This window comes from Pseudomonas sp. WS 5411 (assembly GCF_012985595.1).
GTDB lineage: Bacteria > Pseudomonadota > Gammaproteobacteria > Pseudomonadales > Pseudomonadaceae > Aquipseudomonas > Aquipseudomonas shahriarae.
This window is the reverse complement of record NZ_JAARMC010000015.1, coordinates 1-20,730: the sequence shown is the minus strand read 5'-3', so window position 1 is coordinate 20,730 and position 20,730 is coordinate 1. Positions and strand designations below refer to the sequence as shown.

Here is a 20,730-nt window from a genome sequence, read left to right as displayed (position 1 = left end):
GGATATTGGCGTATTATCCCGTGTGATGACCCATTTGACGCAGATTCACCCCCTATGCCCGTACACCAACCCCTTGGCGATAGCGCTATGAGTGAACTTGACCGTTACCTGAACGCCGCCACCCGCGATAACACCCGACGCAGCTATCGCGCCGCCATCGAGCACTTTGAAGTGAGTTGGGGTGGCTTCCTGCCCGCCACCAGCGACAGCGTGGCCCGTTATCTGGCGGCTTACGCCGGGGTGTTGTCGGTAAATACCTTGAAATTGCGCTTGTCGGCGCTGGCGCAATGGCATTCCAGCCAGGGTTTCCCGGACCCGACCAAAGCGCCGGTGGTGCGCAAGGTGCTCAAGGGCATCCGCGCCGTGCACCCGGCCCAGGAAAAACGGGCCGAGCCCCTGCAGCTCCAGCACCTGGAGCAGGTGGTCAATTGGCTTGAGCGCGAAGCTGAGCAGGCGCGGGCAGAGGGCGATCGGCCGCGCTGGCTGCGCGCCAAGCGCGACGCGGCCTTGATCCTGCTGGGCTTCTGGCGTGGTTTTCGCAGTGATGAGCTGTGTCGGCTGCAGATCGAGCATGTGCAGGCGGTACCAGGGGCGGGCATCACCTTGTACTTGCCGCGCAGCAAGAGTGACCGCGAGAACCTCGGCCAGACCTATCAAACCCCGGCACTGCTGCGCTTGTGCCCGGTGCAGGCCTATGCCGAATGGCTGAGTGCCTCGGCCCTGGTGCGCGGCCCGGTGTTTCGCGGGATCGATCGCTGGGGCAACCTGGGCGAGGAGGGGGTGCACGCCAATAGCGTGATCCCGCTGCTGCGCCAGGCCCTCGGGCGCGCGGGCATTGCTGCCGAGCAGTACACCAGCCACTCCTTGCGCCGGGGCTTCGCCACCTGGGCCCATCGCAGTGGTTGGGATTTGAAGTCGTTGATGAGTTACGTCGGCTGGAAGGACATGAAGTCCGCCATGCGCTATGTTGAAGCGACGCCCTTTCTTGGCATGACTCAGACCCGCGATCCGCTGCTTTAAGATTTCTTCTATTAATACAGCTGGTTGATAGCCAAAACCAATCGGCGGCATCAGGTTTGGCAATGAGCCATCGGCGATGAGACTGGGTAGGATTCACCCATCAACTTACTAACCCCTGACGGAGAGTCAACGATGCCTATCATCAACAGCCAAGTAAAACCGTTCAAAGCCACCGCTTACAAAAACGGCAACTTCGTAGACGTGTCGGACGCTGACCTGAAAGGCAAGTGGTCTGTCGTGTTCTTCTACCCAGCCGACTTCACCTTCGTCTGCCCAACCGAACTGGAAGACCTGGCTGACAACTACGCCGAATTCCAGAAGCTGGGCGTCGAGATCTATAGCGTGTCCACCGACACCCACTTTGCCCACGCTGCCTGGCACAACACTTCGCCAGCCATCGGCAAAATCCAGTACACCATGATCGGCGACCCAACCCTGACCATCTCCCGCAATTTCGACGTGCTGATCGAAGAAGCTGGCCTGGCAGACCGTGGCACCTTCGTGATCAACCCTGAAGGCCAGATCAAGATCGTTGAACTGAACGACGGCGGTGTTGGCCGTGACGCTTCCGAGCTGCTGCGCAAAATCAAGGCCGCCCAGTACGTCGCTGCCCACCCAGGCGAAGTGTGCCCAGCCAAGTGGAAAGAAGGCGAGGCTACCCTGGCTCCGTCCCTGGACCTGGTCGGCAAGATCTAAGTCTGTGAAGTATCAAGGGCGGATTGCCGCACCTTAAGTAAGCCGCACCGCCCTCAAAAACGCCCGGGCGAGATTCGCTCGGGCGTTTTTTTTTACCGAATTGATTTGAAATAGGAAATCGCCCGTATGTTGGACGCCAATCTTAAAGCTCAGTTGAAGTCATACCTGGAGCGGGTCACCCAGCCGATCGAGATCGTTGCCTCCCTCGACGACGGTGCGAAATCCCAGGAAATGCTTGCTCTTTTGCAGGACGTAACCAGCCTCACCACGCTGATTACCCTGAAAACCGATGGCAATGATGGGCGCAAGCCGTCGTTCTCCATCAACCGCCCGGGTGCCGATATCAGCCTGCGTTTTGCCGGCATCCCCATGGGCCATGAATTCACTTCGTTGGTGCTGGCCCTGCTGCAAGTCGGTGGCCACCCGTCGAAGGCCAGTGTCGAAGTGATTGAACAGATTCGCAGCCTTAAAGGTGAGTTCAACTTCGAGACTTACTTCTCGCTGTCCTGCCAGAACTGCCCGGACGTGGTCCAGGCGCTGAACCTGATGGCCGTGCTCAACCCCAATATCCGCCACGTGGCCATTGATGGCGCACTGTTCCAGGCGGAAGTCGACGAGCGCCAGGTCATGGCGGTGCCCAGCGTCTACCTCAACGGCGTGAACTTCGGCCAGGGCCGCATGGGGCTGGAAGAAATCCTCGCCAAGCTCGACACCAGCGGTATCGAAAAGGCCGCCGAGAAAATCAGCGCCAAGGACGCGTTCGATGTGCTGGTCGTCGGTGGTGGCCCGGCCGGTTCTGCCGCCGCGATCTACGCCGCGCGTAAAGGTATTCGTACCGGTGTGGCCGCCGAACGTTTTGGTGGGCAAGTACTGGACACCATGTCCATCGAGAACTTTATCTCGGTGCAGGAAACCGAAGGCCCGAAACTCGCCAGCGCCCTGGAAGCCCACGTGCGTCAGTACGACGTGGACATCATGAACCTGCAGCGCGCCAGCAGCCTGATCCCGGCGAAAAATCCCGGTGAGTTGCATGAAATTCGCTTTGAAAGCGGTGCGACCCTCAAGTCCAAGACCGTGATCCTGGCCACCGGTGCCCGCTGGCGCGAAATGGGGGTGCCGGGCGAGCAGGAATACAAGGCCAAGGGTGTGTGCTTCTGCCCGCACTGCGATGGTCCGCTGTTCAAGGGCAAGCGCGTGGCGGTGATCGGTGGCGGTAACTCCGGCGTTGAAGCAGCCATCGACCTGGCCGGTATTGTCAGCCACGTGACCTTGCTGGAGTTCGACAGCAAGTTGCGCGCTGACGCCGTATTGCAGCGCAAGCTCTACAGCCTGCCGAACGTTGACGTGATCACCAGTGCGCTGACCAGTGAAGTCAAAGGTGATGGCCAGAAGGTTACTGGCCTGGCGTACAAAGACCGCGATACCGGCGAGTTCAAGACCGTCGACCTGGAAGGTATCTTTGTACAGATCGGCCTGTTGCCTAACACCGATTGGCTCAAGGGCACCGTGGAGCTGTCGCCCCGTGGCGAGATCATTGTCGATGCCCGTGGCGAGACCTCACTGCCCGGCGTGTTTGCCGCCGGTGACGTTACCACCGTGCCCTACAAACAGATCGTGATTGCGGTGGGCGAGGGCGCCAAGGCTTCCCTGAGTGCTTTTGATTACCTGATCCGAGCGTAAGGCCCGATACTAAAAAACCCATGAGTGATCATGGGTTTTTTGTGGGTGTTGCTTTTGTGGGAGCTGGCCTGCGAGGCAGGCGACTCGGCGTGACCGTTACGCCACGGTGATACGCTCCTACAGGGGCAACAAACCGGTTTACAGCGGCGCTGGCTGAATGATCTCAACCCAGTACGCATCCGGATCCTTGATAAACGCCAGGCTTTTCATCCGCCCATCGGTCAGGCGCTTCTGGAAATCACAGCCCAAGGCTTCAAAGCGCTCGCAGGCCGCGACGATATCCGGCACCGAAATGCAGATATGGCCAAACCCGCGCGGGTCGGTGTTGCCATTGTGGTAGGCGAAGTCGGCATCGTTTTCGGTGCCGTGGTTGTGGGTCAGTTCCAGGATGCCCGGGATCGACTTCATCCACTGGGTGCGCGCGGCGGCATCGGCTGGAATCTGCGCCTTGTCGACCAGGGCGAGGAAGTACAGGCTGAATTCGGCTTCCGGGAAGTCGCGTTTTTCAACCAGGGAAAAACCCAGGACGCGGGTATAGAAGTCCAGGGACTTAGTGATGTCCTTGACCCGCAGCATGGTGTGGTTGAACACGAAGTTCGAAGTGGCGGTGTCGGGTTGGGCGGTGACGCCCGGGAAGGTGTTCAATTCGTGCAGGCTCATGGGCCCTCCAGAAAAAATGGGGCAGACGCAGCTCGTGATTTGAGCGGTCCCTTGGCGTGCGGCAGATCCGTGTAGCCGGATCATGATACGCAAGCTGCACCGGCCGCGCCAAATGAAAAACGCACCCGGGCCTTGCGGCCATCCCCTGGGCGGGCTCAAACTTTGCGGCTTGAACTTCGAGTGTTTTTTGCAATGAGCCGATTGAACAAACCATTGTTGGCCGCCTTGTGGCTTGTCTTGGGCAGCACCGTTGCACTGGCGGCAGACCCCGAGATTCATTGGCCCAGCGGCTGGCAGGTGGAGGAGGTGGTGGCGGATGCCGATGCGCCAGCCACGCCGTCACCGGTGTCGCGCCAGCGCGCGATCAAGAACGATGAGAGCGGCGAGACGCTGATGGTCATGGAGTTGACGGGTACGCCGATCGAGCCTGGGCATGTGGTCAATCTGCAAGGGGTGTTGCTGGAGATGCGCAAGTCCATCCAGAAGGACTTTGCCCGCAGTGGTTATCAAAGTGTCTGCAACAAGATTCACTCAAGCACCTTAAGTCATCTTGAGGCGCTGGAAACTACCTGCGTGATTACCGAGAACGGTCGGCATGTGCTCTCGCAAACACTGGTGGGTGCTGTCGATACGAATAAGGCCTATGTTTTTTCATATGCCGGGCAAGCCGCTGCCTATGAGTCGAGCAAGGAAGAAGTCAGCTCGGTACGTGCAAGCCTGAAACTTTGATCGGCGATGGCTAGATGCCTGACATGGCACATTGACAGAAAAACCCATAACTACAGGACTGCGGTGTACAGCGGCTGTTCGGCGAATGTCTTCGAAGTGGAGTGTATTTCAAAGTTCACTTTCGCACGCGGCAGCGTTTGAAATCGAGGCGCAAAAACAAAAAAGCCCCGCATCAGCGGGGCTTTTTATTAGTGCGCCTGTATTAGCCGCGCAGCCAGGAATCTACAGTGGCAGCGCCATACTGTTCTTTCCAGGCCTTCAAGCCGCGGTGGTTGCCGCCCTTGGTTTCAATCAGTTCACCCGTGTGCGGGTTGTGATACACCTTGACCACGCGTGCGCGGCGGGTTTTGGGGGCGGCTGCCACTTGGATCCCCGACTTGCCTGGGTTTGGATCAAGGATGGAGATGATGTCGCGCAGGCTCTTGCCGTAGGTTTTCATCAGCCCTTGAAGCTTTTCTTCAAATTCGATTTCTTTCTTCAGGCCAGCGTCGTTCTTCAGGGATTCCAGCTGGGCAAGCTGTTCTTGAAGGGCTTTTTCTGCGGCACGAAATTCGGCGAGTCTGGACAAAATATTTACTCCAATAGTGTATTTGGCTGATACCCACTGCAAACAAAGCTATAAGCCAAGAGCCTCAGCATGACTCGGTAAAAGTGGTTCTCCTGCCGATTCGGCGCAGGCAGGAAAAATTGTAGTAGTTAATGCGCCACGAGTAAATCACGTCTTTTGTATAAATAACAATTTTTCATCTGATGCTAGATGGATATTCAATCGCGCCGCAAAGATTTAATGAATGCGTCAAAAGGCTCCGGGCGACCAAACAGGTAGCCCTGCAAGAAGTCCACACCTTGCGCGGCCAGATAGTCACATTGCTCTTGGGTTTCCACGCCTTCGGCGACGATGCCCAAATCAAGCTTGCCGGATAACTCAATGATGCTGTCGAGTATATGCCGCGATAACGCATCGGCTCCGATCATGGCCACAAAGCTTTGATCAATCTTCAAGTAGTCAACATTGAAGTTACGCAAATAACCCAAGCTGGAGTGGCCGGTGCCGAAGTCATCAATGGCGATCATCACGCCCAGTTCGTGCAGGGCCTGGAACAGCTGGCGGGTGACCTCGGTGGGTTCGATCAGTTCGCGCTCGGTCAACTCCAGCGTCAACAGTACCTGGCCCGGCTTGAAGGCGGCGAGGAACTCCTGGCAGTCCTGCACCAACACCAGGTCCTGGCAATGCCGGGCGGTGATATTGATCCCCACATGGAAATTGCTGCCCAGGCGATCGGCATGGGGCGCCAGTTGTGTGGCGACCTGGCGCATCAAGGCGCGGGTCATGGGCACGATCAGCCCGGAGTGTTCGGCCAGGGGGATAAACAGGTCGGGGCGCACCAGGCCTTCCTTGGGGTGCTGCCAGCGCATCAGGACTTCACAGCCGGCCCATTGAAGGTTATCGCCACGAACCACCGGTTGGTAATACGGCACGAACTCATTGGCGCCCAACGCCCGCTGCAGTTCGTGGGTGGGGGCGGAGGAGCGTTTTTGCACCCAGTGCGCCAGCACGCCGGCCAGCACGCCGAAAAACACCAGCAGGCTGAACAGCGCCGGGTAGCGCGCTTCCATATACCGCCAGACTTCCCCTTCGGGCATGCCGGCTTCCACGCTGTACGCGTAGCGCTGGGAGGCGAGGTGCTGGTGGGCCACGGGAAACTCCGGCGGCGCACTGTTTTTGACTTTTCCGTCGCTGCCCAACCAATTGGGGCCGACCTGCAACACCAGGTCCGCGTAGCGGCTGATCAGGCGCAGGGCATTGGTCAGGTGGTAACCGTCAATCGAAGCAAACGCAGCCTGGTCGCCCTCCACCAGCCGGTACACCAACAGGGCGGTATCGGGGGTGACCGGGTTGCCATTCATCAGCCACAGGCGACCCTCGACGTAGTCGTCAGGATTGACCGCAGACACGTGGGTGTCACCAAACAGCGAGGTGCAATAAATGGACTTTTTCCACGACAAGGTGGTTGCGCGTACAAAGGGGCGCCGTGTGACTTGCTCGCGCAGCGCCAGTTGCACCGCGTTGTCACAGGCCTTGCCCGCCAGCGGCAGCAGTTCCTGGGCGGCACGGGCGGTGTTGTCGAGCATCAGGTCGAATTGGCGCACGGCCTCGGTCGCCGTCTGCGACGTGCTGTGCTCCAGGGTGCGTTTTGCCTGGAGGTGCAGGATGGCCACTCCCAGCAGAATCGGCAGCAGGCCGCACAGGACCGTGATCAAGGAGCGGGCGGCGCGCTTGCGCGGACCTTTGAGGGTAAGTGGCATTTACGCAGCCTGTAGCAAAGTGAGGGAAGGGCCTGGTAGCGGCTACAGGCAGTACGTCTGAAGTAACAATGATAGTTGGTCTATGGCATTAGCAAAGCGTAGACCTAACGACTTGGCTAGTTGTGCGTGTTTTTTAATCTTGCCAAACTTTGCAACATATTTTGACGAGAAAAAATTGTTTGGTCTATTGCGTTGTTGCTTGGATCAGTGCCTGTCAGAAAAAACTTCAGTCTCGTGAAGAGGCTGCCATTCAAGAACCAACAGTTTTGCTGCATTGAGCTCGAACTCGGCGGGCGGGCTTGTGCCTGCGCGTCGTCTGACCGGGGCTCGCCTTAACCCTTAGGAACACGTGTATGAAAAACCATGTCCTGGCGATTGCCTTGCTGCTTGCTTGCGGGCTTGCCGTACCGTTGGCCACTGCCGCCGATGGCACCATCACCCTGACCGGAGAAATCACCGGCACCACCTGCACGATCAGTGGCGGGACCGGTGGTTTCGCGGGCTCCGGTGCGAACTTTCCGGTGGTCCTGGACAAAGTGCAAGCCAGCGCCCTGTCGACGGAGGGGGCAACCGCCAGCGCCAAGCCATTCTTTATTTATGTGGGCGGCGGCGCCAGTTGTGCGGATGCGACCAAGGTGGCTGTGTTGTATGAAAGCACCAGCCCGGCGATCAATCCGGCCACCGGCAACTTGCGCAACATGGCCCCCAAAACCGCTGCCGCCAAAGTAGAGGTGCAAATTCTCGACGGCGCCACCCAGAAGCCGATGGACTTGCGTACCGGCCATGCTTCGAGCACGGCTACGGTTACCGGCGGCCTGGCAACCTTGCCCTTTGCGGCACGTTACATCGCCACGGGCGGGGCGGCGGGGGTAGGGCTGGTGACTACGGCGGTGCAGTACTCGGTGATCTTTCCCTGATCGCCCGATAGACCGAGGGCCCGGGCCATGGGTTGCGTAGCACGCCTGCACGTAGCGCTCTGCCTGTGCCTGGTCTTCGGGCAGGCACAGGCCGGGGTGATCATCAGTGGCACCCGGCAGATTTACCCTGAGCCGCGCAGGGAAATCACCGTGCAGGTGAGCAACGATGACGCACATGCCGCGCGCCTGGTGCAGGTGTGGCTGGATGGCGGTGATGCACGGCTGACTGCCGAGCACAGTGAGGTGCCGTTCACCCTCAGCCCGCCGGTGTTTCGCCTGGATCCGGGCAAGAGCCAGGCCATACGCCTGGCGTATACCCAGGAACCGCTGCCCAGGGACAGGGAATCGCTATTCTGGCTCAACGTGCTGGAGGTGCCGCCCGCGACCCGCCAGCCGGAAGCATTCGCGGCTGCAGAGCGCCAGAACCAGTTGCGTTTCGCCTTTCGCATTCGCACCAAGGTGTTTTTCCGGCCCCAGGGCTTGTCGGGTAGCCCCCAGGATGCGCCGGGGCAACTGATCTGGACGATGCACACCGGCAAACCGGCGGTCCTGCGTGTCTTCAACCCGTCGCCTTTCCACGTGACGTTCCATGACGTCGCGTTGGTTGTGGGCGGGCAGGTGGTCCCCAGCGATCAGCAGGGCATGGTTGCCCCCCACGCCAGCCTGGATCTTGCCCTGCCACCCCTGATGCAACCCGCGCCCGTTGATCCTGCCGGGCATCTATCTGGGCAATAAACCCCTTGCGCCCGCCTGGGCATAGGGATTTGATAAGGAATACGGACAAAGCTGTTTACGCTGTGTAGAATCGGTTTACGCATACAAGAATAAGCGCCTGTTTCTATGCAGGCCTCGTCCGTCAGAGACGCCCGTAAGAGAATGACTCAACCATGAAGCTACTCGGGTTCCAACTCATCTACGGTGACTTCCTCGCCCGCAGCGTGCGGGGCATTTCCTGTGCGCCACCTGCTCACCTCATCCTTGCTGGCAATTAATTTACTTAATTCTAAAAAAGATGATGAGGCGCCAAATCATGGCAGATCTATACGAAAACCCAATGGGCCTGATGGGCTTTGAATTTATCGAATTCGCATCGCCGACCCCGGGTACCCTGGAGCCGATCTTCGAGATCATGGGCTTCACCAAGGTGGCAACCCACCGCTCGAAAAACGTGCACCTGTACCGTCAGGGCGCGATCAACCTGATCCTCAACAACGAACCCCACAGCATCGCTTCGTACTTTGCCGCCGAGCACGGTCCGTCGGTGTGTGGCATGGCGTTCCGCGTCAAGGATTCGCAACAGGCCTATACCCGTGCCCTGGAGCTGGGTGCCCAGCCGATCCATATCGAAACCGGCCCGATGGAGCTGAACCTGCCGGCCATCAAGGGCATCGGCGGTTCGCCGCTGTACCTGATCGACCGTTTCGGTGAAGGCAACTCGATCTACGATATCGACTTCGTGTTTATCGAAGGCGTGGACCGCAACCCAGTGGGCGCCGGCCTGAAGGTCATCGACCACCTGACCCACAACGTCTATCGCGGGCGCATGGTCTACTGGGCCAACTTCTACGAGAAGCTGTTCAACTTCCGCGAAGCGCGCTACTTCGACATCAAGGGCGAATACACCGGCCTGACCTCCAAGGCCATGAGCGCCCCGGATGGCATGATCCGCATCCCGTTGAACGAAGAGTCGTCCAAAGGCGCCGGCCAGATCGAAGAGTTCCTGATGCAGTTCAACGGCGAGGGCATCCAGCACGTGGCGTTCCTCACCGACGACCTGATCAAGACCTGGGACGCGTTGAAGAAGATCGGCATGCGCTTCATGACCGCGCCGCCGGACACCTACTACGAGATGCTTGAAGGGCGCCTGCCAAACCACGGCGAACCGGTGGAGCAGTTGCAGTCGCGGGGTATCTTGCTGGACGGTTCGTCCGTGGCCGGCGACAAGCGCCTGCTGTTGCAGATCTTCTCGGAAACCCTGATGGGCCCGGTGTTCTTCGAATTCATCCAGCGCAAGGGTGATGACGGTTTCGGCGAAGGCAACTTCAAGGCCCTGTTCGAGTCGATCGAGCGTGACCAGGTTCGTCGTGGTGTGTTGACCACCGACTGATCCTAGCCCCCTGTAGGAGCCGGCTTGCCGGCTCCTACACCTTTCCCGTTCAAGCCCGGCGCTGACGCACCAGATGCTTGAACCCTTCGAACACCAGCACCATCACCGCCAGCCAGATCGGGATATAGGTCAGCCATTCACCCGGCCCGATGCTTTCCCCCAGCAGCAACGCCACCCCCAGCAACAGCACCGGTTCCACATAGCTGAGCAGGCCGAACAGGCTGAACGCCAACAGGCGGCTGGCGATGATGTAGCACACCAGCGCCGAAGCACTGATCAGCCCGAGCATCGGGATCAATCCATACAGCCCTTTGTGTGCATCCAGCACGGCGAAGCCCTGTTCGCCACTTTGGACAAACCACAAGGCCACCGGCAGCATCAGCGCCATATCCAGCCACAGGCCGCCCAACTGATCGGTGCCCAGGCGTTTGCGCAGCACGAAGTAGATCGGGTAACCGATGATCACCAGCAGCGTCGCCCAGGAAAAACCACCCACCTGGTACAACTCGTTAAGCACGCCAATCGCCGCAAACACCACTGCGATCAGCTGCAGCCGCGAGAGTTTTTCGCCATACACCAGGCGCCCGGTCAGGACCATGGTCAGCGGTAGCAGGAAGTAGCCCAGGGACACATCCAGGCTGCGGCCATTGAGCGGCGCCCACATAAACAGCCACAGTTGCACCCCCAGCAGCACCGACGACAGCACAATCCCACCGATCAGCCGTGGCTTGCCCGCAAGCAATCGCAGCAATTGCCACACCTGACGCCACTCGCCGCTGACCACCATAAATACCGTCATGCACGGCACGGTCAGCAGCATGCGCCAGCCGAAAATTTCCAGGCCACTCAAGGGGGCAAGCAGTGATGTGAAGTAATACATCACGGCAAACAACACCGAGGCCGCTACCGATAAAACAACGCCTTTAGACACGCAGTCCTCGCCAAACCGATTCAAACAAAAGAGGGGGGGAATTTCAGGTGGGAATATATTGCTTTTGAGGTGAGACGTTTGCTCTGTTTTACGGCATCTTATGGGAAATTTTCTCACCTCCAAGGTTCGCCAGCATGCCCGTCAGCCCCCCCTGGATGATTTCGACCGCGCGATTCTCAAGCACCTGCAACGCGACAACACCACCGCGCTGCGGGTGATTGGCGAACAGGTCAACCTGTCGACCGCCGCCGTGCAGCGGCGCATCAAGCGCATGGAGCAGAGCGGGGCGATCAGCGCGAATACGGCGGTGGTCAATCAGGATGCAGTAGGCAAGCCGATCACGATCCTGGTGGAGGTGCACGCCGAACGCACCCACATCGAGGACCTCGATGTGCTCAAGGTGCAGATGTCGATCCCCGAGGTGCAGCAGTGCTATTACGTCACCGGCGATGCGGACTTTATGCTGGTGATTGTGGTGGAGACCATGAAGGCCTACGAAACCCTGGCCCGCACGCTGTTCTACGAGAACCGCAATATCAAATGGTTTCGCAGCATTGTGGTAATGGACCGGGTCAAGGTCAGCCTGGATGTGCCGCTGGGCTGATGTGGGAGCAGGCAAGCCAGCTCCCACAGGGGCTCAGGGGCGGTGGATGCGCCCGGAAACAAAATGCCCAACATCATTGAACCCCGGTGTCGACGCATGCCCCGGCGTCACCAGTGAGTCAATAAACGCCTCATCCTCAGCACTGATCTTCACATCGAGCGCCCCGGTGTAGGCATCCCACTGCGCCTCGGTGCGCGGCCCGACAATCGCCGAGCTGACGGCCTGGTTGTTCAAAACCCAGGCAATCGCAAACTCGACAATCCCCACGCCACGGCCTTGGGTGTATTGCTGGATCTGCTGGGCAATGCGCAGCGATTCCACGCGCCATTCGGTTTCCAGGATGCGTTTGTCCTGGCGCGCAGCGCGGCTGCCGGCTTCGGGGCTGATATCCGGCGCGTACTTGCCACTGAGCACCCCGCGGGCCAGCGGGCTGTAGGGCACCACGCCCAGGCCATAGGCGGCTGCGGCGGTGATCTGCTCCACCTCGGCCTGGCGGTTGACGATGTTGTACAGCGGCTGGCTGATGATCGGCCGGTCGACCCCCAGGCGTTCGGCCACGCGCACCACTTCGGCGATGCGCCAGCCGCGGTAGTTGGACAGCCCCCAGTAACGGACCTTGCCCTGGCGGATCAGGTCGCCGATCGCCGAAATCGTGACGTCCAGTGGGGTGTCGTGGTCTTCGCGGTGCAGGTAGTAGATGTCCAGGTAGTCGGTGTCGAGCCGGGTGAGGCTGGCTTCCAGCGCGTTGAAAATGCGCTTGCGGTTCAGGCCGCTGCGGTTGGGCAGGCCATCCGGCGGGCCGAAGCCGACTTTGGAGGCGACGACCCAATCGGCGCGATGGCGGCTGATGGCTTCACCGACGATTTCCTCGGAGCGCCCGCCGGTGTAGACGTCGGCGCTGTCGATAAAGTTGATGCCCTGATCCCAGGCCTTGTCGATGATACGCAGCGAATCTTCGGTGTTGGTCTGTTCGCCAAACATCATGGTGCCCAGGGTCAAGGCGCTGACCTTGAGCCCGGACTGGCCCAGTGTGCGGTAAATCATGGAGGACTCCTCAAAAGCGCAGACAGTTGCTATGCAATACCAGAGAGCAAGGCTCTAGAACAAGCCCGACGTGGGTGGCTCGGTGCCTACCACCGCGTTGGCCACAGCGTTTTTGTGCCGTGTTCCGCTTATTCGGCAAGCAGTTCGCCAGCGCGCGCCTGCAAGAAGCGATGCAGGACTCTGACACGCTCCGACACTTGCAGGCGATGGGGGCACATCAGGTTGAAGGGCGTGGGCTCGCCTTGCCATTCGCCGAACAACGGCACCAGGCGCCCGGCCTTGATATCGCCGGCTACATCCAGGTTGGCCTTGTAGGCAATACCGTGGCCGGCCAGGGCCCAGCGCCGCACGATTTCCCCGTCATCACTGAGGTAGTCGCCGCCCACTTCGACCTCTTCCAGCAACGTGCCCTGGCGAAAATACCAAGTGCTGTTGGCCCGGCCCTGGCGCATGTAGCGCAGGGTGCTGTGCTGCGTCAGCTCGGCCGGCACCTGGGGTGTGCCGTGGCGTGCCAGGTACGCGGGGCTGGCGCAGGCGATACGGCGGTGATCGGCGACCACCGGCAGCGCCACCAGGCTGGAATCCCTTGGCACGCCAAAGCGAAGGGCGATGTCCACGGTTTCGCGGAACAAGTCGGCGTTGCTGTCGTTAAGCAGCAATTGCAGGCGGATATTCGGGTGTTCGCGCTTGAACTGGTCCAGCCAACCGAGCAGTACATTGCGTCCGAAATCCGAGGGCGCGGACAGTTGCAGCAAGCCGCTGAGGCTCTGGCCGTGTTGCTTGATCGCCTGTTCGCCCTCAGCCAGTGCTTCCAGGGCCACCCGCACGCTGTCCAGGTAGCGCCGGCCTTCTTCGGTGAGGCGCATGCTGCGGGTGGAGCGGGCCAGCAAGCGCATGCCCAGGCGGGTTTCCAAGCGTTTGAGGGCAATGCTGGCGGCGGCCGGGGTCAGGCTAAGGCTGCGGGCGGCCGCCGAGAGGCTGCCACTGTCGGCGGTGCGCACAAACACTTCCAGGTCAAGGATTGAGCTCATTTGTAAAAATCCTTTAAAGATCCTGTCGTTTTACCGGGATTTTTCCACGATTGCCAAGCTGGGAAGATGAACGCTCATTTTTTCAGGACGAGGCAGTTCCCATGACATCTCCCCTCAAGGGCCAAACCGTGGTGGTGATTGGCGGTAGCAGCGGCATTGGTGCCGAAGTCGCCCGACAGGCGGCATCCCGTGGCGCGCACGTGGTACTGGCCGGGCGACGCCTGTCGTCGACGGTCGACAATGGCGTGCGCAGCGAGCCGGTGGACGTCACCGACAGCGCCGCCCTGCAGCGCCTGTTCGAAGCGGTGGGGCGTTTTGATCACCTGGTGTTCACCTCGGGCCCGGCGGTCCAGGCCAAACACCTGCAGGACACCGACCTGCAACTGGCCCAGGACAACTTCAATGTGAAGCTCTGGGGCGCCTTGCGCGCAATCCAGCAGGCGCTGCCTTTTCTCGACGAGCGCGGCAGCATCGTCCTCACCTCGGGGCAGCTCGGGCGCAAGCTGGTGCCGGGGCAATTTATCAAGGTCGGCATCAATGCCGCGACCGAAGCGTTGGGCAAGCAGTTAGCCAAGGAACTGGCGCCGCGGCGGGTCAATGTGGTCAGCCCAGGGGTGATCGACACGCCGGCATACGCGGGGATGCCTGAGGAACAGCGTGAGGGCATGTTCGCCAAGGTGGGCGGGGCGTTGCCGGTAGGGCGTGTGGGGCAGGCGGAGGAGGTGGCGGCGGGTTATTTGATGGCCATGGAAAATGGCTTTATGACCGGCAGCGTGATCGATATCGACGGCGGCGGTTTGCTGTAAACACCGAACCCAATGTGGGAGCGGGCTTGCCCGCGATGGCGGCGTGTCAGTCAATATATAGGACTGATCCACCGCTATCGCGGGCAAGCCCGCTCCCACTTTTTTTGTGCCGTGTCAGGCCTTCAGGGTCCGGGTCATGCGCAACGCCAGCACACTACCCGCGACGATCACCGCCGCCAGCAGGTACAGCGCCAGGTCGGTGGACCCGGTGGCGTCTTTCACAAAACCCACCACATACGGGCTCAAGAAGCCCGCCATCTGGCCCATGGAGTTGATCAAAGCCAGGCCGCCCGCGGCCGCGCCGGCGCTGAGCATGGCGGTGGGCACCGGCCAAAACATCGGCAGGCCGGTGAGGGCGCCCATGGTGGCGATGGTCAGGCCAAGGATCGCAATGGCTGGGGTGGTGGCGAAGTTCACCGCGATGATCAGGCCCACAGCGCCCATCAGCATCGGCACCACCAGGTGCCAGCGGCGCTCTTTGCGCAGGTCGGCGGAGCGGCCCACCAGTAACATGAACACCGCCGCCAGTAGATAAGGGATCGCACTCAGCCAGCCGATCACCAGGTTATCGCTAAAGCCCATGTTTTTGATGATCGACGGCAGCCAGAAGTTGATGGCGTACACGCCGCTCTGGATGCAGAAGTAGATCAGGCCGAACGCCCAGATTGCCGGGTTCTTGAATACTTCCAGCAGCGAATCAGTGGTGGTCTTGGGCTTGTTGGCCAGGTCGGTGGCCTGGTCGGCCTCGAGCACTGCGCGCTCATGGGCGGTCAGCCATTTGGCGTTGGCGAAGCTGTCGCTGAGCAGGAAGTAGGCGAGGGCGCCGAGAATGACCGTCGGCACACCTTGCAGCAGGAACATCCACTGCCAGCCCGCGAGGCCACCCTGGCCCGCCGCGAAGTGGTTGAGGATCCAGCCGGAGAACGGGCTGCCGAGCAGGCCGGACACCGGGATTGCCGACATGAACAGGGCCATGATCCGCCCACGGCGGAAGGTCGGGAACCACTGCGAGAGGTACAGCACCACGCCCGGGAAAAAGCCCGCTTCAGCGGCACCGGTAAACAGGCGCAAGGTGTAGAAGTGCGTCGGCGTGGTCACAAACAGCAGGCAGGTGGACAGGGTGCCCCAGGTGATCATCATCAGCGCAATCCAGCGCCGTGGACCGAACTTGGTCAACGCCAGGTTGCTCGGTACGCCGCACAGCACGTAGCCGATAAAGAAGATCCCGGCCCCGAGGCCGTACACGGTCTCGCTGAACTTCAAGGCGTCGAGCATCTGCAACTTGGCGAAGCCGACGTTGACGCGGTCCAGGTAGTTGAACAGGTAGCAGATGAAAATGAAGGGGATCAAGCGCAGGGTGATGCGCTTGTAGACGGCGTTTTTGTCGTCATCGTTGGCCAGGGTAGCGGCGGCGCTCTGTGACATGGCGTTCTCTCTTTATTATGATTTTTCGCGATGCGCGGGTAACGTTGATCGCCCCAAGAGTCTCGGTCACGGGACGGTGCCATGTCTTTGTGCCCCCGCACAGCGATCCATCCATTGCGCTGTGCCTTTGAACAATCGCGTAATGCAGCGCTTTCAAGGAATTTAGCCCCATGTTCGAACTCGATCATGACTTGGCGCAGGATATCGTCAATCGCACGATGGCCATTTTGCCCTATAACGTCAACGTCATGGACAGCCAGGGCCTGATCCTCGGCAGCGGCGAACCGGAGCGCATCAACACCCGCCATGAAGGCGCGCAGTTGGTCCTGGCCAACGGTCGCGTGGTGGAAATCGACAGCCAGACCGCCAAGCACCTCAAGGGTGTGGCGCCGGGGATCAATCTGCCGCTGCTGCATGATCAGCGCCTGATCGGCGTGCTGGGCATCAGTGGTGAACCGCAGTTGCTGCGCACCTATGCCGAACTGGTGCGCATGACCGCCGAGATGCTGGTCAGCCAGCGCCATCAACAGGCGGAGCAGCAATGGCGACGCCAACGTTGTGATGATCTGCTGGCGTTGCTGCTGGCCGACAGCGGCGAATCGCCGCGCCTGGTGGATGAGGCCCAGCAACTGGGGCTCAAGCCGCAGTTGTCGCGCACCCCCTATCTGTTTGAACTGGGCCCGGGGCAGACCGCCGAAGCCCTGGCAGCCTGGCTGGCCTCCCGATACCCGGACAGTTGGTGCGTCAGCTCCGCAGAGTTTTCGTTGCTGTGGTGCCGCCCGGCGGCGGTGCCGATGGACAACCCGCGCCTGCTGGAAAAACTCGAGGCCTCGGGCTGGAACATCCTGCGGGTCGCCGTGGGTGGTCAGGCCGATGGGTTGGCCGGCTTGCGCCGCTGTTATCGGCGGGTGGCGGACTTGCTCGCCTATGGCCGCGACGTACTGCCCCAGTCACGGCTGCTGACCCTCAACCGCTATCGGTTGCCGGTGATGCTCTGGCGCCATCGCAACGACGACGCCCTCGACGAACTGCTCAACCCGTTACGCAAGGTCCTGGCCAAGGACGCCAACGGCCAACTGCAGGCAACGCTGCGCAGCTGGTGCGAACACGACGGGCAAAGCCAAGCGTGCGCCGACGCCCTGGGCATCCACCGCAACAGCTTGCGCTACCGCATGGAGCGCATTGCCGAATTGAGCGGTGTCGATCCCCTGACCTTGGATGGCATGCTCGCGCTGTACCTGGGGGTGCAACTGCTGCCGCAAACCGTGTAGGAGGTGCTTTTGTAGAAATGAACAACAAACCCCTGCCACGCTTGTGCATTGGACAGGCGTCATTGCCGGTGCCAACTGGCAGCATGGGCGTCATAAAAACCGGAGAAAGCCCATGAAAGTCATCATCGCCCCCGACTCGTTCAAGGACAGCCTGAGTGCCGAAGGCGTGGCCCAGGCCATTGCCCAAGGGTTGGCCCAGGTCTGGCCGGATGCCGAACTGATCCAGTGCCCGATGGCGGACGGTGGTGAAGGCACGGTGGAGTCGGTGCTCGCGGCCTGCCACGGGCAATTGCGCAGTTGCACCGTGCAAGGCCCGTTGGGCGGCACCGTTGAGGCGCACTGGGGCTGGTTGGCTGAAAGTGCCACGGCAATCATCGAAATGGCCGAAGCCAGCGGTCTGCAACGGGTCCCGCCGGGGCAGCGTGATGCCTGCTCCAGCAGCACCTTCGGTACGGGTGAGCTGGTCCGCGCCGCCCTGGACGCCGGGGCCCAGCGGATCATCCTGGCGATCGGCGGCAGCGCCACCAATGACGGCGGCGCCGGAGCCATGCAGGCCCTGGGCGTGCAACTGCTCGACGCCCAAGGCACACCCCTTGCGCGCGGCGGCCTGGCCCTGGCGCAGCTGGCGCGGATCAAGCTTGAGCAGTTGGACCCGCGCCTGGCCCAGGTGCGTTTCGACATCGCCGCCGACGTCAACAACCCCCTGTGCGGCCCCCACGGTGCCTCAGCGATTTTCGGCCCGCAAAAAGGCGCCAACCCACACCAAGTCGAGCAACTGGACCAGGCCCTCGGACACTTTGCCGACCACTGCGCCGAGGTGCTGCCCCGAGACGTGCGCGACGAGCCGGGCAGCGGCGCGGCCGGTGGTCTGGGCTTTGCCGCCAAGGCCTTCCTCGGCGCGCAGTTTCGCCCGGGTGTGGAGGTGGTCGCCGAACTGGTGGGCCTGGAACACGCCGTGCGCGGCGCCGACCTGGTGATCACCGGCGAAGGCCGCTTCGACGCCCAGACCCTGCGCGGCAAAACCCCGTTTGGCGTGGCGCGGGTGGCCAAGCTGCACGGTGTTCCGGTGATCGTGATCGCTGGCACGCTGGGCGAGGGCTACGAGCAGATGTACGCCCATGGCGTCGACGCCGCGTTTGCTTTGCCTGGCGGGCCGATGAGCCTGGAGCAGGCCTGTAGCGAAGCACCGCGGTTGCTGCGTGAGCGGGCGGTGGATATTGCGCGGGTGTGGCACTTGGGCGCGCAACGCAGCCGCGGATGACAGCGCTTGCTGTCGCTGCCTACACTGCTCGGCCACTTGTCTTTCAAAGGATGAAACACAATGCCTACACCTGATTCCACGATCGTGATCCAGCGCTTTGCCGAAAGCCATCTCGAAGGCATGCGTGCGCTCTACAACGACCCGGCCGTGTGCCGTCAGGTGCTGCAGATGCCGTTCCAGTCACTGGAGGTGTGGCGCAAGCGCCTGGCCGATACCAATGAGCGACTGCTCAGGCTGGTGGCGGTGCAGGCGGGCAAGGTCATTGGTAACTGCACCCTGGAGCAATATGCGCGCAGTCGGCAAAGCCATGTCGGCAGTATCGGCATGGGGGTGGCCGTGGCCTGGCAGGGCAAGGGCGTGGGCACCCAGTTGCTGGGCGCGGCGCTGGAGGTGGCCGACAACTGGATGAACCTGCACCGGGTGGAACTGACGGTGTATGTCGACAACGAGCCGGCCCAGGCGTTGTACCGCAAGTTCGGTTTCGAGACTGAAGGCCGGCTGCGCGATTACGCCGTGCGTGACGGCGTATTTGTCGACGCCCTGAGCATGGCCCGCCTGCGTCAGACCGCCTGATCCCCCAGGGCAAACGCCACCGCAGCCTGTGCATGCAGCTCGGTGGTGTCGAGCAACGGCAGGTGGCTGTGCTCGGGTTTGATCAGCAGGCCAATTTCGGTACACCCCAGGATAATCGCCTGGGCACCACGGGCTGCAAGGTTGGCAATGGCCTGCTGGTAAACCTGGCGTGAGGCTTCGCTGATCACCCCGACGCACAACTCTTCATAAATGATCCGGTGCACGGCGTGGCGTTCTGCTGCGTCGGGCACCAGCACGTTCAAGCCCTGGGTTGCCAGGCGTGCCTTGAGAAAATCCTGTTCCATGGTAAACGCGGTACCCAGCAGGCCGACGGTCAGGGTATCGGCCTTGACCGCCGCTGCGCCGGCCGCATCGGCAATATGCAGAAACGGCAGCGATACGGCGGCTTCGATCTGTGGCGCCAGCAGATGCATGGTGTTGGTACACAGCACGATGCAGTCGGCGCCACCGGCTTGCAGGCGGCGCGCGGCGTCTTGCAGGATCAGCGCAGCGTCATCCCAGCGCCCGGCGTGCTGGGCCTGTTCCACCGGGCCGAAGTCGACGCTGTACAGCAGGATTTGTGCCGAGCGCAGCGGCCCCAATCGGTCGCGTACCTGCTGGTTGATGATCCGGTAATACTCGGCGCTGGACTCCCAGCTCATGCCGCCGATTAGGCCGATGGTGCGCATGCAAAGCTCCTCAAGCGAATAGGCGAAAGCCACACCTTACCCAACCAGTGAGCGTTAGTCATACGCGGCGCTGCTGCATCTGCCATGATCGTTGTTTGCAGTCCCCGAGGAACACCGCAATGGACGATGTACAGCAATTGGGCGAGATGCTTCGTCACTACGCCGACAGCGAAGCGCACAAGCGCCAGCAGTTCGAGGTGCAGTCAGCCCGCTGGACCCAGAAAATCACTGAGCTGTACGGCGAGATCGAGCAGTGGTTGGCGCCGGTCAAGCGTGATGGTTTGCTGGAGGTGCAGCGTGAGGCTTATGTGGCGTCTGGCCCAAGCGTGCCGGTGGAGACGTCGACCTTCAAGACTGAGAAACTGACTATTCATATCGCGGGCAAGCCGGTGGAGTTTGTGCCGGATGTGATGGGGGCGGGTGGGTTGATTTCGTTGTCGGTCATGGGGCTGACTGCTGCTCGCTACGGCAGTATTTCGCTGGTGTTGTTGCCGGGGAATGATGATTGGCTGTGGAAGAAAACCAATGGCCTGAAAGACCCGGACACGTTCACCTTTGATGCCAATTTTCTGGCCTTGCAGTTGCAGAGCCTGATTCCGCGCGAACGGGGCTGATCCCCGGGCAAATGTGGTAGCGGGCTTTTGTGGGCTTGTGTGGGAGCGGGCTTGCCCGCGATAGCGGTGTGTCAGGCAAGTGTTCCTAACCTGAGATACCGCCATCGCGGCGTGAGTCTCTACACCACTCTTTTCTGGGTTTGTGTACATATCCGTTGCTGCGGTAACGGCGGCTATTGGTTCCGCCCTTACGGCGGGTCACTTTTGGAAAAGAGCCCCAAAAGTAACCAAAAGGGCTCTTGCCCCACCACTCGGCACCTCGCCTTGGCTCTGTGTGCCCGTCATCCGACATTGATTTGGGGGGCCGCCGCGATGGGCCATCCATGGCCCAGCGCGGCTAACCCGGCGTCCTGCCGGGTTACCCC

Annotated in this window: 21 protein-coding genes; 13 read left to right on the top strand and 8 right to left on the bottom strand. The window is 61.0% G+C overall.

From position 1 onward, the window contains the following. The first annotated feature begins 87 nt into the window (after positions 1-87). From HBR93_RS18985 to ahpF, 3 genes are all read left to right on the top strand, one after another. On the top strand, positions 88-1,020 hold the full coding sequence (locus HBR93_RS18985) for a site-specific integrase (protein ID WP_169960840.1): 933 nt from the start codon (positions 88-90) through the stop codon (positions 1,018-1,020). Between the two features lie 132 nt (positions 1,021-1,152). Then, entirely contained in the window at positions 1,153-1,716 is a 564-nt protein-coding gene (gene ahpC / locus HBR93_RS18980; RefSeq protein WP_010210361.1) for an alkyl hydroperoxide reductase subunit C, read from the top strand. Between the two features lie 126 nt (positions 1,717-1,842). Continuing rightward, positions 1,843-3,396 carry an alkyl hydroperoxide reductase subunit F gene (ahpF, locus tag HBR93_RS18975; protein WP_057959615.1) on the top strand — a complete coding sequence of 518 codons (1,554 nt, stop codon included), beginning with the start codon at positions 1,843-1,845 and terminating at the stop codon, positions 3,394-3,396. A gap of 138 nt (positions 3,397-3,534) precedes the next feature. On the opposite strand, the gene gloA is transcribed toward ahpF, so the two are convergent. Further along, entirely contained in the window at positions 3,535-4,056 is a 522-nt protein-coding gene (gloA, locus tag HBR93_RS18970; protein WP_057440061.1) for a lactoylglutathione lyase, read from the bottom strand. Positions 4,057-4,248: 192 nt separating this feature from the next. Here gloA and HBR93_RS18965 point away from each other — a divergent pair, with 192 nt between their 5' ends. Beyond that, the gene (locus HBR93_RS18965) at positions 4,249-4,785 is read left to right on the top strand and encodes a DUF4946 domain-containing protein (protein ID WP_169960839.1); all 537 of its coding nucleotides are present in this window, start codon (positions 4,249-4,251) and stop codon (positions 4,783-4,785) included. 202 nt (positions 4,786-4,987) lie between these two features. Here the strand turns inward: HBR93_RS18965 and HBR93_RS18960 are convergent, their stop codons facing one another. Further along, positions 4,988-5,353 carry a histone-like nucleoid-structuring protein, MvaT/MvaU family gene (locus tag HBR93_RS18960; protein ID WP_029294664.1) on the bottom strand — a complete coding sequence of 122 codons (366 nt, stop codon included), beginning with the start codon at positions 5,351-5,353 and terminating at the stop codon, positions 4,988-4,990. Between the two features lie 197 nt (positions 5,354-5,550). Further along, positions 5,551-7,092 (bottom strand): EAL domain-containing protein, encoded by a 1,542-nt coding sequence (locus tag HBR93_RS18955; protein WP_120732897.1) that lies wholly within the window; start codon positions 7,090-7,092, stop codon positions 5,551-5,553. 353 nt (positions 7,093-7,445) lie between these two features. On the opposite strand from HBR93_RS18955, the gene HBR93_RS18950 reads away from it, so the two are divergent. The 3 genes from HBR93_RS18950 to hppD all read left to right on the top strand — a co-directional run bounded on the left by HBR93_RS18950 (position 7,446) and on the right by hppD (position 10,116). Beyond that, positions 7,446-8,009, top strand: coding sequence for a fimbrial protein (locus tag HBR93_RS18950; RefSeq protein WP_169960838.1), 564 nt, complete (start codon positions 7,446-7,448; stop codon positions 8,007-8,009). 27 nt (positions 8,010-8,036) lie between these two features. Beyond that, the gene (locus tag HBR93_RS18945) at positions 8,037-8,744 is read left to right on the top strand and encodes a fimbria/pilus periplasmic chaperone (protein WP_169960837.1); all 708 of its coding nucleotides are present in this window, start codon (positions 8,037-8,039) and stop codon (positions 8,742-8,744) included. A 295-nt stretch (positions 8,745-9,039) separates the two neighbouring features. Further along, entirely contained in the window at positions 9,040-10,116 is a 1,077-nt protein-coding gene (hppD, locus tag HBR93_RS18940; protein WP_057440066.1) for a 4-hydroxyphenylpyruvate dioxygenase, read from the top strand. A gap of 49 nt (positions 10,117-10,165) precedes the next feature. Here hppD and rarD read toward each other — a convergent pair whose 3' ends face one another. Beyond that, entirely contained in the window at positions 10,166-11,047 is an 882-nt protein-coding gene (gene rarD, locus HBR93_RS18935) for an EamA family transporter RarD (RefSeq protein WP_057440120.1), read from the bottom strand. Between the two features lie 100 nt (positions 11,048-11,147). Between rarD and HBR93_RS18930 the strand changes: the two genes are divergently transcribed. Next, the gene (locus HBR93_RS18930) at positions 11,148-11,651 is read left to right on the top strand and encodes an Lrp/AsnC family transcriptional regulator (protein ID WP_169960836.1); all 504 of its coding nucleotides are present in this window, start codon (positions 11,148-11,150) and stop codon (positions 11,649-11,651) included. A 33-nt stretch (positions 11,652-11,684) separates the two neighbouring features. Here the strand turns inward: HBR93_RS18930 and HBR93_RS18925 are convergent, their stop codons facing one another. Continuing rightward, positions 11,685-12,695 (bottom strand): aldo/keto reductase, encoded by a 1,011-nt coding sequence (locus tag HBR93_RS18925; protein ID WP_169960835.1) that lies wholly within the window; start codon positions 12,693-12,695, stop codon positions 11,685-11,687. 128 nt (positions 12,696-12,823) lie between these two features. Beyond that, a complete protein-coding gene (locus tag HBR93_RS18920) occupies positions 12,824-13,726 on the bottom strand; it encodes a LysR family transcriptional regulator (RefSeq protein WP_057959621.1) in 903 nt (300 codons plus the stop codon). A gap of 101 nt (positions 13,727-13,827) precedes the next feature. Here HBR93_RS18920 and HBR93_RS18915 point away from each other — a divergent pair, with 101 nt between their 5' ends. Further along, positions 13,828-14,532 (top strand): SDR family oxidoreductase, encoded by a 705-nt coding sequence (locus HBR93_RS18915; protein ID WP_169960834.1) that lies wholly within the window; start codon positions 13,828-13,830, stop codon positions 14,530-14,532. 114 nt (positions 14,533-14,646) lie between these two features. Here the strand turns inward: HBR93_RS18915 and HBR93_RS18910 are convergent, their stop codons facing one another. After that, complete coding sequence (locus tag HBR93_RS18910) at positions 14,647-15,957, bottom strand: MFS transporter (protein ID WP_032860575.1); 1,311 nt, start codon at positions 15,955-15,957, stop codon at positions 14,647-14,649. Between the two features lie 170 nt (positions 15,958-16,127). Between HBR93_RS18910 and HBR93_RS18905 the strand changes: the two genes are divergently transcribed. The 3 genes from HBR93_RS18905 to HBR93_RS18895 all read left to right on the top strand — a co-directional run bounded on the left by HBR93_RS18905 (position 16,128) and on the right by HBR93_RS18895 (position 19,062). Then, positions 16,128-17,228: a sugar diacid recognition domain-containing protein gene (locus HBR93_RS18905; RefSeq protein WP_169960833.1), complete on the top strand. Its 1,101-nt coding sequence runs from the start codon at positions 16,128-16,130 to the stop codon at positions 17,226-17,228. 112 nt (positions 17,229-17,340) lie between these two features. Next, positions 17,341-18,489 (top strand): glycerate kinase, encoded by a 1,149-nt coding sequence (locus tag HBR93_RS18900; RefSeq protein WP_169960832.1) that lies wholly within the window; start codon positions 17,341-17,343, stop codon positions 18,487-18,489. A gap of 60 nt (positions 18,490-18,549) precedes the next feature. Continuing rightward, entirely contained in the window at positions 18,550-19,062 is a 513-nt protein-coding gene (locus HBR93_RS18895) for a GNAT family N-acetyltransferase (RefSeq protein ID WP_169960831.1), read from the top strand. Here the strand turns inward: HBR93_RS18895 and HBR93_RS18890 are convergent. Continuing rightward, positions 19,050-19,751: an aspartate/glutamate racemase family protein gene (locus HBR93_RS18890; RefSeq protein WP_057440073.1), complete on the bottom strand. Its 702-nt coding sequence runs from the start codon at positions 19,749-19,751 to the stop codon at positions 19,050-19,052. The two genes, HBR93_RS18895 and HBR93_RS18890, sit on opposite strands and share 13 nt — an antisense overlap. Positions 19,752-19,870: 119 nt before the next feature. On the opposite strand from HBR93_RS18890, the gene HBR93_RS18885 reads away from it, so the two are divergent. Next, on the top strand, positions 19,871-20,365 hold the full coding sequence (locus HBR93_RS18885; protein WP_057440074.1) for a hypothetical protein: 495 nt from the start codon (positions 19,871-19,873) through the stop codon (positions 20,363-20,365). The last annotated feature ends 365 nt before the right edge of the window (positions 20,366-20,730 follow it).